This window comes from Dyella sp., assembly GCF_035277725.1.
Taxonomy (GTDB): domain Bacteria; phylum Pseudomonadota; class Gammaproteobacteria; order Xanthomonadales; family Rhodanobacteraceae; genus Dyella_B.
Map to the genome: position 1 here is coordinate 1 of NZ_DATEJY010000198.1, position 14,336 is coordinate 14,336.

The 14,336-nt window shown below is 61.6% G+C and carries 12 protein-coding genes; 2 read left to right on the plus strand and 10 right to left on the minus strand.

Annotation, left to right across the window (positions count from 1 at the left end; genetic code table 11):
• From VJR68_RS17000 to VJR68_RS17010, 3 genes are all read right to left on the minus strand, one after another.
• Positions 1 to 197, minus strand: a 197-nt coding sequence (locus VJR68_RS17000; RefSeq protein ID WP_324149712.1) for a hypothetical protein, incomplete at its 3' end; no start/stop codon positions are given.
• A 186-nt stretch (positions 198 to 383) separates the two neighbouring features.
• On the minus strand, positions 384 to 2,675 hold the full coding sequence (locus VJR68_RS17005) for a S53 family peptidase (RefSeq protein ID WP_324149713.1): 2,292 nt from the start codon (positions 2,673 to 2,675) through the stop codon (positions 384 to 386).
• A gap of 497 nt (positions 2,676 to 3,172) precedes the next feature.
• On the minus strand, positions 3,173 to 4,027 hold the full coding sequence (locus tag VJR68_RS17010) for a hypothetical protein (protein WP_324149714.1): 855 nt from the start codon (positions 4,025 to 4,027) through the stop codon (positions 3,173 to 3,175).
• A 422-nt stretch (positions 4,028 to 4,449) separates the two neighbouring features.
• On the opposite strand from VJR68_RS17010, the gene fusA reads away from it, so the two are divergent.
• Together fusA and VJR68_RS17020 are read left to right on the plus strand one after the other, a co-directional pair.
• Positions 4,450 to 6,489 carry an elongation factor G gene (gene fusA / locus VJR68_RS17015; RefSeq protein WP_324149715.1) on the plus strand — a complete coding sequence of 680 codons (2,040 nt, stop codon included), beginning with the start codon at positions 4,450 to 4,452 and terminating at the stop codon, positions 6,487 to 6,489.
• Positions 6,490 to 6,583: 94 nt separating this feature from the next.
• On the plus strand, positions 6,584 to 7,087 hold the full coding sequence (locus VJR68_RS17020; RefSeq protein ID WP_324149716.1) for a GreA/GreB family elongation factor: 504 nt from the start codon (positions 6,584 to 6,586) through the stop codon (positions 7,085 to 7,087).
• Between the two features lie 78 nt (positions 7,088 to 7,165).
• On the opposite strand, the gene VJR68_RS17025 is transcribed toward VJR68_RS17020, so the two are convergent.
• From VJR68_RS17025 to VJR68_RS17055, 7 genes are read right to left on the minus strand one after another with little or no spacing between them, the layout of a single operon-like run.
• A complete protein-coding gene (locus tag VJR68_RS17025; RefSeq protein ID WP_324149768.1) occupies positions 7,166 to 8,473 on the minus strand; it encodes a DUF58 domain-containing protein in 1,308 nt (435 codons plus the stop codon).
• Positions 8,473 to 9,465: a MoxR family ATPase gene (locus VJR68_RS17030; RefSeq protein ID WP_324149717.1), complete on the minus strand. Its 993-nt coding sequence runs from the start codon at positions 9,463 to 9,465 to the stop codon at positions 8,473 to 8,475. Before VJR68_RS17030 ends, VJR68_RS17025 begins: the two co-directional genes overlap by 1 nt.
• Positions 9,462 to 10,589: a DUF4350 domain-containing protein gene (locus VJR68_RS17035; RefSeq protein ID WP_324149718.1), complete on the minus strand. Its 1,128-nt coding sequence runs from the start codon at positions 10,587 to 10,589 to the stop codon at positions 9,462 to 9,464. The genes VJR68_RS17030 and VJR68_RS17035 overlap by 4 nt, the downstream gene beginning before the upstream one ends.
• Positions 10,586 to 12,106 carry a DUF4129 domain-containing protein gene (locus VJR68_RS17040; protein ID WP_324149719.1) on the minus strand — a complete coding sequence of 507 codons (1,521 nt, stop codon included), beginning with the start codon at positions 12,104 to 12,106 and terminating at the stop codon, positions 10,586 to 10,588. The genes VJR68_RS17035 and VJR68_RS17040 overlap by 4 nt, the downstream gene beginning before the upstream one ends.
• The gene (locus VJR68_RS17045; protein WP_324149720.1) at positions 12,096 to 13,073 is read right to left on the minus strand and encodes a stage II sporulation protein M; all 978 of its coding nucleotides are present in this window, start codon (positions 13,071 to 13,073) and stop codon (positions 12,096 to 12,098) included. Before VJR68_RS17045 ends, VJR68_RS17040 begins: the two co-directional genes overlap by 11 nt.
• A complete protein-coding gene (locus VJR68_RS17050) occupies positions 13,070 to 13,753 on the minus strand; it encodes an RDD family protein (RefSeq protein ID WP_324149721.1) in 684 nt (227 codons plus the stop codon). Before VJR68_RS17050 ends, VJR68_RS17045 begins: the two co-directional genes overlap by 4 nt.
• The gene (locus tag VJR68_RS17055) at positions 13,753 to 14,271 is read right to left on the minus strand and encodes an RDD family protein (protein ID WP_324149722.1); all 519 of its coding nucleotides are present in this window, start codon (positions 14,269 to 14,271) and stop codon (positions 13,753 to 13,755) included. Before VJR68_RS17055 ends, VJR68_RS17050 begins: the two co-directional genes overlap by 1 nt.
• Positions 14,272 to 14,336: the final 65 nt, after the last annotated feature.

Here is a 14,336-nt window from a genome sequence, read left to right on the forward strand (position 1 = left end):
AGAAACGATCCCAGCAGCACCAGCACATGCACCAGCAGCGCGCCGATCACCCCGGCCAGCTTCAACAGATAGTCGCGCGGCTTCTCGCGCGTACGCCGCCGATAGACCACCGCCCACGTCGCCGCATCGCGCGGCGACTTGATCATGATGACCTTGGACGAGACGGATTCGGGCTGATCGGGAGGCAAAGGCGACATGGGCGCCAGTGTACTGGGGGCAAGCGGATTTCTTGAGCTTGGGAACGCTCTTGTAGGCTGGGATGAAATTCCAGCATCAGGCGGCATCAGCACGCTGGGATTTCATCCCAGCCTACGTTGGATCTGTAAAAAACCCTGGCGGCCTTGGCCGCCAGGGTTCCGAACATCCATGCTCACTAATGCCCATTACAAACCGTTGAACGACTTCCATGCGGACAACAGGTTGGTGGCATTCACCGAGCCCAACCCGTTGGCGCCGCTCCAACCGGCTTGCGCCGCATAAGCTGCGGTAGTGCTGTTGTACTTCGTGGCATTGGACGAGGTCAGGCCAACCTGGGTCGGCCCATAGAAGCCCTCGAAGTTCTGGATCGTGCCGTAGAAGTAGCAATCGGGCGTCACTTCGCCCTGCAACTCGATGCACTGCGTGGAGTTGCCGCCATCGGTGATGTTGTGGAACACGCACTTGCCGGTGCCCTTGGTGCCGTTGTTGGCATTGCAGGCAGCAAGCGTCGACGGCGCCGAACCGGTGGGGCCACCGAACTCGTTGCGTGCCAACTCATACAGCGTGGGCGCGGCGTTGCCTTGATCCACCGATCCACCTGCACTGGACAGTCCCTGGTCGATCAGCGCCTGGATGCCGGCAAACATCGGCGAGGACAGCGAGGTGCCGCCTTCCAGTACCACCGGCGTGGTGAAGTTCGGCGCGCACGGACTGGCACCCGTGCACAGAATCACCCAGGAATAACCGCCATAAGAACCGGCAAACAGCGAGACATCCGGCAAGTCACGCGACTGATCCTTGGCCGCGCCGCGCACGATCCGTTGCCACGACGGCTTCGACACCACCGAAGACGCACCGCCGCTGCCGCTTTCGGAAGTAACGTAGTAGCCATAGGGGTCGTAGATCATCGCGTTCTTGCAGAACTGCAAGGCGCTGCCGCCGATCAGGTCCTTGGCCGCGCGAGTGTTGCCGCACGATTGATTCCAGGTGATTTCCGGTACGTACGACTTGGCCGATCCATACACTGGATTCAACGTGCTGTTGAAGTACTTGCTGCTCGTGCCATCCAGCACATCCGCCGTATCCGAACCGCCGACGGCAGTGTTGTTGACCGACGAACCAAACGAATTGGCATCGATGGCCGGCACGCCGTTGATGATCGAACCGTTGAAGCTGGGGTTGGAACCGGAATCGCCGCTGGAGACGAACACCGAAATGCCTTCCGCATCGGCCTGCGCCCACATCGCATCAATGGCGGCCTTGCTGGCCGCATCGGTAAAGCCTTCACCATAGCCATAACTGGCGCTGATGATGTTGGGGCGCGACGTGCCGTTGATCAGGTTGCTGGCCGCAGTGAACACGCCACCGAAGAAATTGTTGCTGCCGGTATCGCTGCACGTCGCCACCCAGATGTTCGCACCGGGCGCAATGGCGGTGGAATATTCCGAATCCAGCACAGTCTCGATGCTTTCGCTATCGGGATCATTGCCACCCGGATCCGTGCAATTGCCCGTGCTCGGCGACAGCTGCGGCTGGAACTGCTGGAAGGTGCCACCGTAACCACCCAAGCCAAACTGGCTGACGAAGTTCGGCCAGTCCGACACATCCATATCCTGGTCTTCCACCACGGCGATGTTGATGCCCTTGCCGGTCAGGCCCTGCACGTACAACGGCGCAGTGTTGTAGATGGTCTGCATGTCGTACGGCGCGAAACCGCGTACGCCACCTTCGAAATTCACCAGCGGCTTGGGACCGCTGCTGGCATTGGCGGTCTTGGCCGACTGCTGGACCTTGAAGCGTTGGGTGGAACGATCGAACTGTGCGATTTGCGGCTGCTGATGCAGCGGTTGCGGCCGAAAATCATTCAAGCCCGCCACGCCCACTACTACGCTGTGCAACGCCGACGGAATGCTGATGTCGCCATCATTGGCGATATGGCTCACATGATTGACGATGTAATGATTCTCCTGCGTGCGGAACGCCTGCCGCACTTGTCCTGCCGTGCCGCTGAAATCGATCTGCATTTTGTTCGGCAACACGCCATTAACCTTGAAGCCCTGCGATGTGAGCCAGGCGGTCACCGCGCTGATATCCGCATCGCTGACGCCAAAGGCTTGCCCGTACTGGCTTGGGGTGACCCATTGATGGAACTTGGAGGAAGAAGGATCGTGCTGCGCGGCGATCAGCTTAGTCAGTGCAGCGCTGCGCTTAGCACTGCGCTGCAGGACCAGCTGCATATGGTTCATCGGCGTGGAGTCGGCCACTGCACCGGCCGACGTCATTTTGCCCAACAGAGATAGATGCGTATTGCCCAGGGCGGAAACGACCCTGTTATCGACCGTTTGCGTGACCCGCGGCGCTTCGGTGGTGTCGATACCCGCCAGCGCGGCGTTTGAAGCAGAAGCCAGAGACATCGAAGGCAGCGTAGCGAGGGCTGCCGCAATGCAAACACTGATCATCACATGCTCGGTTTTCACGTTTTTTCTCCATAAAAAGGAAATGAAAGAAAGCGAGCCCCCTGTGATGTATCTGCTGCTCATTCATGCACTCGTCGTGGTCACCTCTCTGTAATTTGAGAACGGATAAAGCCATCGCACCGCCGTACGGGCCCGACGCAGCCACAGGCTGCGGTTGCATTGACTTAAGTTATTTCCCACTTGATTCCCGCGAGAACGCCGGGGTACCGATGGTGCGCACAGTTGTGTTTGGACGTCCAGTGCTTTTAGTAATCAAATTGCTTGCCAGCAAATAGAAGTTTCATTTAGACGTCTAAAATTTAGACTTCTAAATGCAAATACAAAAACAGCTCCGTAAATATCTTCGTGAAGAAGGCATGATGATCCGACGAAGGTAGGGTTTTCGCTACGCGTTACGTCTTGTGATTCTTTATCGGCGCGAAACTCGGTAGGTTGGGGTGCGAACCCCTACATTCTTTTCCACACATACATCCTCATGCTGGGGTTCGCACCCCAGCCTACGTGCCCGGCTTTTTCTTTTCCGCATCCACTGCGCGCGTGGGCGTATCCACCGGGCATCCATAAGGCAACGGCTTGCCGGCGCGGTAATCGGCGATGCAGGTCGCCACGTCCGGCTTGGGTGTGGACGTTCCTTTCACCAAGGGCGCAGGCGCCATGTTCAAGCGCTCGTCGCCATCGGTGGGTGGCGGCGGCGGTGGCGGATCACCGCCGCATCCACCTGCCAGCGCCGCCAGCGACACGCCGCAATGGATGCGAATGCCGCCTGGCAACTGGATGGTTTTCTTCACCGTGGTTTTTTCGACTGCCTTCTGCAAGGCATCGTCGATGGCGTTGCTGCTCTTGCGCCAATAAGGGTCGAGCTTGGTGGGCTTGTACTTGATGATGTCGCGGTCATGCATGATCTGCGTGTCGCCTTGCGGCGCATGCTGTACGTATTCCTCGGAGGGTGCACTGGAGGCACTGGCCGGCAGCACGACTTGCCCGCTGCGATCGAACAACAACGGACGCGGCGCCGACGTCGCCGGTGCTGGTTGCGGCGCTGGTGCGGATGTCGGCAGATGTACCGTCATCGCATTTTTCGATGGCGGCTCACGCACCGGACGGGGTGGCGGCGTTGGCGGTGCGATCGGCGGCGGCGCGGCCGAGGGCTTGCTCACGCCACGTGTGATGAAACGCACCTGGATGCCCTGATCGAGCTGCACCCGCACCACTTCCGGCGCACGCACGCCCGGCTTCATCTCGTACCACACCGCCACGGTGAAAAAGACATGCAGCAGCAGCGCGATCGCCAACGCGCCCCACAGGCGGCGGCGATCGCGCGGCGGTTTGCGCCAGCGCAATTGATGCAGCATGGCGCGCGTGGGGCCATCGAGCTGCGCCAGTCCGCGGTGCCTGTCGTCATCCGGCGGCGGAAACCATCGATGGTGCTCGACTTGATCAGGGCGTTCGATAGGAAAACATCCTCGGTATGCTTGCCGGCCACATCACGCGGCCGTCGCGGGTATGGGATGCCCTCACAGACCGTGAGCGGGTCGTACGGTTCCGCCGGCGATCACATCAGATTAACGATTGTAGGTAAGCGATACGACGCGGTCTCCGCACTGCAACTTGACCAACCCGGCCAATGAGAGAAGGCTAGCCCAACCGCAGCAGCAGCCTTGCAGGCGCCGCTGCCATCCCGCCATGACCGCCCTGCGTCCTGTACGCGAAGGACGACCATGACGGCCCACCACGATAGCCGCCCATAGCGGCTCATGCAGAGGAGGGTCGCATCGTGTCCTATCACACGGAACACATCCGCAACGTCGCGCTCGCCGGTCACGCCGGCGTGGGCAAGACCACCTTGTTCGAAGCCTTGCTGCACGCTGGCGGCGTCATCCAGACGCAAGGATCGATAGAGCGCGGCACCACGCAGTCGGACACCGATCCACAGGAGAAAACGCGCGGCCACTCCATCGACAGCTGCGTTGCCGGCATCGACCACAACGCCTGCCACATCAACCTGATCGACACCGCCGGCTATCAGGATTTCCGCGGCGGCACGCTCTCCGCCTTCACCGCCGTGGAAACCGTAGCGATTGTGGTGAACGCCTCCAACGGCATCGAATACGGCACGCGCCGCATGATGGAGCGCGCCCGCGAGCGCGGCGTGGCGCGCCTGCTGGTGATCAACAAGATCGACGCCGAGAGCGCCGGCCTGCCGGCCCTGGTCAATGCATTGCGCGAGGAATTCGGCAGCGAATGCCTGCCGGTAAACCTGCCCGCCGACAACGGCAGCAAGGTGCTGGACTGTTTTTTCCATCGCGATGGCGCCACCGATTTCTCTTCGCTGGCCGAAGCGCATCAGCAGATTCTCGACCAAGTGGTGGAGATCAACGAAACCACCATGGGCGCGTATCTCGACGCCGGTGAAGAAGCGCTCACGCCGCAGCAATTGCACGATGCTTTCGAGCAATGCCTGCGCGAAGGCCACCTGGTGCCGATCTGTTTCGTCAGCGCGCGCAGCGGCGCGGGCGTGAACGAATTACTGGATCTGTTCGATCGCCTGCTGCCCAACCCGGCCGAAGGCAATCCCCCGCCGTTCCGCAACGCGCAGCATCTGCAGCTTCCGGTGGAGCCCGATCCGAATGCGCACGTCATCGCCGATGTGTTCAAGGTGGTCAACGATCCCTTCGTCGGCAAGCTGGGCATCTTCCGCGTCTGGCAGGGCACGATTCGCCGCGATAGCCAGCTGTTCATCGACGACAACCGCAAGGCGTTCAAGGTCGGCCACCTGTTTCGCCTCAACGGCAAATCCCACGTGGAAATGGAACAGGCGATACCCGGCGACATCGCCGCCGTGGCCAAGGTGGAAGACATCCATTTCGATGCCGTGCTGCACGACTCGCACGACGAAGACCTGATCCATCTCGAGCCCCTGCGCTTCCCGCAACCGATGTTCGGCCTGGCGCTCGAACCCAAGCACAAAGGGCAGGAACAGAAGCTTTCCCAGGCGTTATCGCGACTGTCCGAGGAAGACCCGTGCTTCCGCGTGGAGCACCACAAGGAACTGAACGAAACGGTGATCCGTGGGCTTTCCGACTTGCATCTGAAGATCATGCTGGAGCGCATGAAAGAGCGTTACGGCGTGGAAGTGGTCACGCATCCGCCACGTATCGCCTATCGCGAAACCATCTCCCATTCGGCCGAAGGACATCATCGTCACAAAAAACAAACCGGCGGCGCCGGACAATTCGGTGAAGTCTTCCTGCGTGTCGACCCGCTCGATCGCGGCGCCGGCTTCGAGTTCGTCGACGCGGTCAAAGGCGGCGTGATTCCCGGACAATACCTGCCCGCCATCGAAAAAGGCGTGCGCCAGGCGATGGAAAACGGCGCGGTGGCGGGCTATCCGTTGCAGGACCTGCGCGTGACGGTTTACGACGGCAAATACCATCCTGTCGATTCCAAGGAAGTCGCGTTCATCTCCGCAGGCAAGAAAGCGTTTCTCGATGCGGTCAGCAAGGCGCGGCCGCTGGTACTGGAGCCGATCGTGGATGTTGAAGTGGCCATTCCCGAACCCAGCGTGGGCGACGTCACAGGCGGCCTTGCCGGCAAGCGCGCACGCATCATGGGCACGGATGCCAAACACGACGGCGAAATCGTGATCAAGGCGCAAGCACCCTTGGCCGAGCTCACCGACTACCCCACCGAGCTCAAGGCCATGACCGGCGGCCGCGGCCGCTACAGCCTCGACCTCAGCCATTACGAACCGGTGCCGCCACCCGTCCAGCGCCAGCTCAGCGAGGCCTGGAAGCCAAAACTCGACGAAGACTGACGTCGCCACTCCCTTCACCGAACGAGCCGGGCGACGTCGCAGCCGCCCGGCTTCATCTGTTTACTCAACGACTAAATACAATCAGGAGGGCCGCATGAGCCGAGCCTTCGTCAAAGACAACGAGGACGACACCCCCGAGGTGCTGCCCGAACTGCCCATCAGCACACACACCAACTACGTGACATCACGCGGCCTCGCCTTGCTGCGCGCGCGCCTGGACAAAGCCACGGCGCGCCACGATGTCTTGAAAGCGAACGAGCAGGACACCCTCGCCCAACGCAATGAATTGACCGCACTGGAACGCGAACTGCGTTATCTCCATGCACGCGTATCCAGCGCCAACGAAGTGGACCTATCCAAGCAACCACATGATCGCGTGGCCTTCGGCGCCACCGTGACCGTGGACAGTGATGAAGGTGAACGGCGCTGGCAGATCGTGGGCGAGGATGAAGCCGATGCGGAACATGGCCTGGTGAGTTACGTATCCCCACTGGCAACGGCGCTGCTCGGTGCGCGGGTAGGTGACGAAGTGCGCTGGCAACGGCCGGCGGGAGACATGATGATTGAGGTGTTGAACATCCACTACGCCACAACCTGACCACGTAGGCTGGGATGACAATCCCAGCATCATTGGTGCGTGAGGAAGCTGGGATTGTCATCCCTACCTACGCAGGCATTACAACCGACTTTCCCGCTTCAGCCGCAAATACCGCTCGATCAGCGCCCCCGACAACTGCGCACACTCCACATCCATCGTCATCACGCCACGCCGGTTGAGATCGTCATGCACGCGTTCGCGGCCGGCCAGGTAATGCATAGCGGATGCGCTGCGGATGGCGGTTTCCAGATTGTCGCCGGCATGGTTGGCGGCTTGCTCCACGGCTTGTTCGCGCAAACTCGCTACCAGCACCAAGTGGCGTTGCGCCAGCAAGGTGACGGCCATGGCCAGTTCGCTATCGTCTTCATCGCGCACGTTGGTGATGAGGATGACCAGGGCGCGTCGCCGCTGGCGTTCCTGCAGTGCTCTGGCAGCGGCGAGGTAATCGGTGGGTGCGGATGTCGCCTGCAGGTCGTAACCGGTGCCCAGCAACATATCCATGCCGCCGCTATCGCGCTGCGGCGGCAACCAGCGTTGTGTGCGGCCCGTGCAGGCAAGCAGGCCCACGGCATCGCCTTCGCGCATGGCGATGTAGGCCAGCGATAGCGATGCGTTCAAGACGTGATCGAAATGCGCGATGGCGCCGTCCTTCGCCAGCATGCGGCGACCGCAATCGAGCAGCAGCACGATCTGCTGGTTGCGTTCTTCGCGGTACTCGCGCGAAATGAAATGGCCCATGCGCGCGGTGGCTTTCCAGTCGATCTTGCGCATGCTGTCGCCAACGCGATAGTCGCGCAGCTCCTGGAATTCCGTGCCTTCGCCTCGCCGCCGTTGCAAGCGTGCGCCGATGGTGTGCGAAGCGAGCTCGACGCTGAGCCCAGCCATCTCGGCGAGCGGTGCGAAGTTCGGATACACGCGCACGGTATTCACGACATCGAGCGTGCGGCGTTGCGACCACAAGCGCCATGCCGAGTGGAAACGCAGATGGCAGCCGGTAAACATGGCCGGACCGCGCGCGTCTGGCGTGAGCGCGTAGTCGAAGCTGTATTCGGTCTGTGGCGCCAATTGCATCCGATGTGGCAAACCATGCACCGGCCAACCGCCCGGGTGCAGATCATGCACATCCATGCGGCGTGCTGCTTTGGCGGCGGACTGCAGCCGTAGCCGCACGAACATTTCCACGCCCAACGGCACCACGGGCGCGACCTCGCGTTGCAACGCCGGCGATGGCATGCGCCGCAGTTGCCAGGCATCCGCCAGCATCAAGCAAGCCAGCACGCCGCCGTAAGCCAGCCATGCCGTCAACGGCAGCATGCCGATGCTCGCCAGCACGCCAACCAGCGTCCAGCCAAGCAGCAACCACAGCAGCAACGGCGCCGGTCGCATCATTGCCGTGGTGCAGCCACCTTATGGAGCAGCGCGCGAATGACATCATCCGGGCGCTGCCGTTCCACCAGCGCTTCCGGCGCCAGCATCAAACGATGACGCAGCGCCGGCAGCGCAACTGCACGCACGTCATCCGGCGTAACGAAATCCCTGCCATCGATCGCCGCTTGCGCGCGTGCAAGGCGAGCCAATGCCAAGCCGCCACGCGGACCGGCACCGCCGACCACCGCCGGCCATTCGCGCGTGGCGCGTGCCATGCGCACGGCGTAATCCATCACGGCGGGGTCCATATGCATATGCGCCACGCCTTGTTGCATGGCAAGCAGTTCATCCTGCGTCATCACTTGCTGCACGCGCGAGACATCGAGATCGGCGGCAACCTTGCCGTGCAGTACGTTCTCGACCATGCGTTTCTCGTCTTCCAGCGACGGATAGTTGATCAGTACCTTGATCAGGAAACGATCGAGCTGCGCTTCCGGCAGCGGATAGGTGCCTTCCTGCTCGATCGGGTTTTGCGTGGCGACCACCATGAACGGTGCCGGCAGCGGAAAGCGGCGGCCTTCGATGGTGGCCTGCCCTTCCTGCATCGCTTCCAGCAACGCCGCCTGCGTTTTTGCGGGTGCACGATTGATTTCATCGGCCAGCAACAGGTTGGCAAACACGGGACCGCGGCGCACCTGGAAGCGCTCGGCCTTGACGTCATAGATGGCGTGGCCGGTCACGTCGGTCGGCATCAGATCGGGCGTGAACTGGATGCGCCCGAAGCTGCAGTTCATCGCAGCGGCGAGTGCACGCACCAGCAAGGTTTTGCCGAGCCCCGGTACGCCTTCGATCAATACGTGGCCGCCGGCCAGCAATGCCATCAATACCTGGTCGAACACGTCGGTCTGGCCGATAAAGGCATGCGCTACCTGCTGCCGCAAGGCATTGGTGCGCGCATGAATGATGTCGACCGTCATCGGCGCCGCTGGCGCAAGGGTTTCTGTCGTCATAGGTGGCTCCTTAGCCGCGCCAGAGTCGTCATGCTGCCGCGAAACGCCGCTGCGTTCGCCGGCGATTGGAAGGCGTTCTCAATGTGGTGGGCATCCAGCCGGCTGCGTTGTGCCAGCCATGCGTAAAGTTCGTCGCGCTTGAGCATGACGCTGGCAGGATCCGTGCGATGCAGGCGCACCAGAATCGCATCGCAAGCCAGGCGATGCAGGCTGCGGCCACTGTCTCGACGAAACAGGAATTCGCCGACGGCATGGATATGTTCCAGCAATGCACGCCGATGCGCGGCGGGTGCCGGTACCAGCGGCCCGAGACGTTCGCTGCGCATGGCCATCCAACCCAGGACCAGCAGCAGCGAGGCGAGCAACGCCGGCCAGCCGCGCATGAAGAGGCTCACCCAGAACGAGTTGCCGATCAGCTTGTACAAGAGAAAAAACTGGCCGCGTCCAAAATTGGGCGCAAGCAGCCGCATGGCAAATTGCTGTTCGGGACCGTGCTTGAGGCGATCGCGCATAAGGACGTCCATCGCCAAACTCGACAGCAGACTGACCGTGCCCTTGCCTATCGGCACGCGCGCAAACAGCAGGCCATCGCTCTCGGGCTTGCCGATGATCACCGAGGCGCGCGCCATCGCCTGCGGTTGCAGGTAGAAACCCAGCCCGCACATGGGCGGCGACTTTTTTGTGTCGACCTGATCCTTTGCATCCATCGCCAGATTCATGCATAGCGACGTCCATTTCTCAGTCTTCCGCTGCAAGCCGAGATTGTCATTCAAAGGCGTATCCGCCACGAAGAACGGCGAAAACACCAGATGGCCACCCGCGCGCACCCATTGGCCGATCGCCTGGGCCTGCAAGGTCGTGATGCCGCTGGTATCGCCATCCATCACCAGCGTATCGCCCGGTTTCAATTGGGGGAGCACCCGATTGAGCAGCACACCGCTGCTGGCAGGCTGCCCCATGCCGACGAGAATGCGCTCAAGTGCGAAGAATGGGTTGTAATCCGCCTCGCCTTTGGCTGGCGTGGTTTCGGTCACCCAATCGCGCTTGTAAGTAGCCAAGAACATGGCGCAGCCCAGCAGCACCACGGCGACCACCACCAGTGCGACCAGCAGCCGGCTTTTCATGGTGCCACCTGTTGCGCCGGCCACCCCGAAAGCAGCTCGTCGACGTGAGTATCGGTGGGATAGCGATCGGCATACGCCGCAAGCTGCCACGTGCGCACGATGGCGATAAGCCGCTCGCGCCGCGCCGGATCATCCATCGAGCGTGCATGACGCAACCAATCGGATTCCGTCGCATCGATCGGCGCCTGCATGCGCAATGCCAAGGCCGCGCGCTGCACGCTACCGCGATAGAGCAAAGCCAATGCCTCACGGCGATGACTCGCGTCCCAGCGTTTGCGCACGGCTGCCGCAAGGTCGTCCGGCAAAGGCTCGTCGTGTACGGCGCTGCCGCGCAGGATTTTTGGCTTTTCTTTCGGCGCCAGCGACGGCATTGAAACGCGTCGCACATGGCGCACGGCAAAGATGACCAGCGCCATCACCACCACGGCCAGCAATCCCCACAGCAGCAGATTGATCAGGGCCGAGCCGAGATTACCGATCATGCCGGCCAGCCATGCGTTCGGCTCCGCAGGCTTGAGTGTGGGCTGCTGCCGCGGTATCCAGCGCTGCACCCTGCGCTCCTGCCCGAAGCGTGGATCGCGATAGACCTCCGCCGCGGCACGGGCAAACTGCGCATCCTGATCGTCGACCGGTTGATGGAATGCATCAGCGACGACAAGCACCGGCGCCTGCTTGAAATGAGTTTGCGTATCGGCAGCATGCGTGAGGGATGGAACGCATGCCACGCATAGCAACAGCGCCACGCCCACGCCGGCTTCCAGCAGGCGCTCGCGCAGACGCCGAAACGCGAGATCGATATCCCAGGCTTCCAATTGCGTGCGGCGATTCAGATACAACGCAAATCCCGCTGCTACATAAAGCGGCTCGACGATACTCATCGCCACGTAAGTCACGCCAGAGAAGATCCACACCAGCGCATGCCGGAACGCGGGCAGCGTAAACGCCTCATTCAAGTCGCGCATGGAGTCGGGCAAGGTTTCGTTCGGCAGCATCCACGCGGCAAACAGGCACAGGCTGATGGCAATGACCGCCTCGAACGCCATGCACGTCCAGGTCAAGCCGCTGGCCACGCCGACCAAGGGCCGGCTAAGTACACGCCAGCGCGCGCGGCGCTGTTTACCCGCGACGCCTTCGAGCAACTCCATCGGCAGGCGCAAGGCGCGATTGGTATCCACGCGCAAATAAGTCAAACCGGCCAGCGTACGTTTCCATGACCATTGCCGCTGCGCCCGCAACGTAGCGCGCCACGTGGGTGCTTGCTCGAACACGGCGCGCGACAGCACATACAACGGAATGCGGTCGAACACGGGGCGCAACCACCACGGCAGCAGAAAGCCCAGCCACGGCATGCCAAGCAGCCACGCCACAGCCTGGCACAGCAGAAACATCGGCAGGGTGAAGGCAAACCACGCCGACCACACCGGCCGCGCATGTGCGCGCAACAGAGTCATGCCCAGGTCCAGCGCTTCCTGCGAGGTGCGCGGACGCAACGCCACACCGATGCGTTCAAGTTGCACGGCCGCCCCCCGCACCACCACGCACAAGCCACCACAGCACCAGCAACCAGATGCCCGCGCCGCTGCTGAACTTCACAACATCCGGCAGCGCCGCCATCGAAGACCAATACGCTTCAATGAAAGCGGCGGCAATCAACATGGCAAACGCGCCCATCGCCAGCCGTGCGCCAGTCCACGCCGCATGGCGCAGAGCCACTTCTCGACGCAACCGTCCCGGCGCCAGCAACGCCAGGCCGAACTGCAAGCCGGCGCCACCGGCAATGACGATGGCCGTCAATTCAAAACCCGAGTGCCCCACCACGAAACGCCAGAACGGGCCACCGTAACCGATGGCATTCAAATGCCCGGCCACGCCGCCCATGATCACGCCATTGGCAGTAAGCACATAGATCGCGCCCACGCCGAACAACAGGCCCGACGCAAACGTGCGAAAGGCAATGCTGACGTTGTTCATCACGTAGAAGCCGAACATCTGCAGATCAGTACCGCTGCTGCGCCCGATATGGCTGTTGGCCGGGTCGTACATGGTGTCGAAATCATGCAGCTGCTTCGCGTTGAACAGCGAATGTGCCAGTTCCGGCTTCCATTGCAGGACGATGTAGATCACCACGGCCGGCACATACAGCAACAACGCGGCCACCAGCATGTAACGCCATTGCTGACGCACCAGGCGCGGAAAGTCGGCAATGAGAAACACCGCCACCTTGTGCCAGCGCGGTGCCGGCGGACGATAGAGCTGGCGATGACCCATCTGCACGATCTGCTGCAGGCGTTCGGTCACTTCGCGGCTGTAGCCACGCGCTTGCGCAAGCGCGAGTTGATGGCACACGCGTCGATACGCCTGCGGAAAATCCAGTGCGTGCTCCGATTGCATCGCCACCTGCGCCTTGCGGTCGAGCTGCCCCAGCCAGGAGCGCAGCACGTCCCATTCCTTTTCATGCAAGGCGACGAACTGCTCCTGCTTCATGGCCTTCCCAGCAATCCATTGGCATAGGCGGTGATGTGCGTAACCGCGGCGGTGCCTTCGCGCCCGGTCAGCGGATAAAGAATGTCGGCCAGTTCTTCTTGGCGCTCCGGCGTGAGTTGCGGCGAACGCTCGGCGAATTCGATCACGGCAGCCTGCTCGTCCTGATCGAGCGGCAGCGGCAGCGGTTGCGCCGGAGCAACCGGCACCTTGCTGCCAGCAGGAAGCTCATCGGCATGAATCACCAGGCTGCCCGCGACGATGTCGCCAATGCGGCGCGCGGACGGATCGATCATGCTGGTCACCAGACCAACGCCGTAGATGCCGGGCAACGCATCGACCACGCGCAGCAGGTTGCGTGTGATCGATGGCAGCAAGGTAATCGGCGTGCCATCGGCACTGACCACGCGCAGACCCAAGGCACGCTTGCCGATGGTTTGCCCGTGAAACCAGACCTCGCACACCACGTTATACGCCCACATCAGCGTGAACATCAGCAGCATGCCCAAACCGGCGCCACCACGTCCGAACACCGCCGAAAGAATGCCCACGCCGATGGAGAAAACGACCACGCGCAATAACGTATCGAGCAACCAGGCTTGCGCGCGGCCAAAGGCTCCGGCAGCGCGCAGACGCAGGCTGACGCCTTCCGGCGTTTCGATTTCGCGTACGGTGTCGAGCATCAGTCGACGATGACGATGGTGTCGGCGATGTAATCGTGGATGCAGCGTTTTTCGTTGCCGAAGATCACCAATGAATCCGCCAGCCCGATGAAGCGGCCAATGATCGGAATGGCCCCCATCAACGCCACCGGCAACCAGCGCAAAAAGATGACACGTGAGAGTGTTACTGCCTCACCATTGCTGCGCACGATCTTGATATTGAGCGTGCGCTTGCCAATCGTTTGGCCGTTTCGGCTGAGAAGAATGCAGTTGTAGACGAATACGCCAATGACCAGCCCAAAACCGATCAGGCCAGCGAGCATTGGCCATATGGCGGGGCGAAGGCCGCTATTCACGTCTCGATAAACGGCTGCAATAAAAATAAATGGCATGACGCAGACAGCGATGATCACACCATCGAGCAAAGCGGCTCCGAGTCGTTGCCCTCGGGTCGCCTTGCGGGCTTCCAGATTTCCACCTTGTGATAAAGGCGCATCATCTACCACCGCGCCAGGCGCGGCATACGGATTCGTTTCCATGGCGTGCTTTCCCTATCTGAACACCGGCCCCCATGCCGATGTGTGGTTTGAGTATAGGGGCAAGC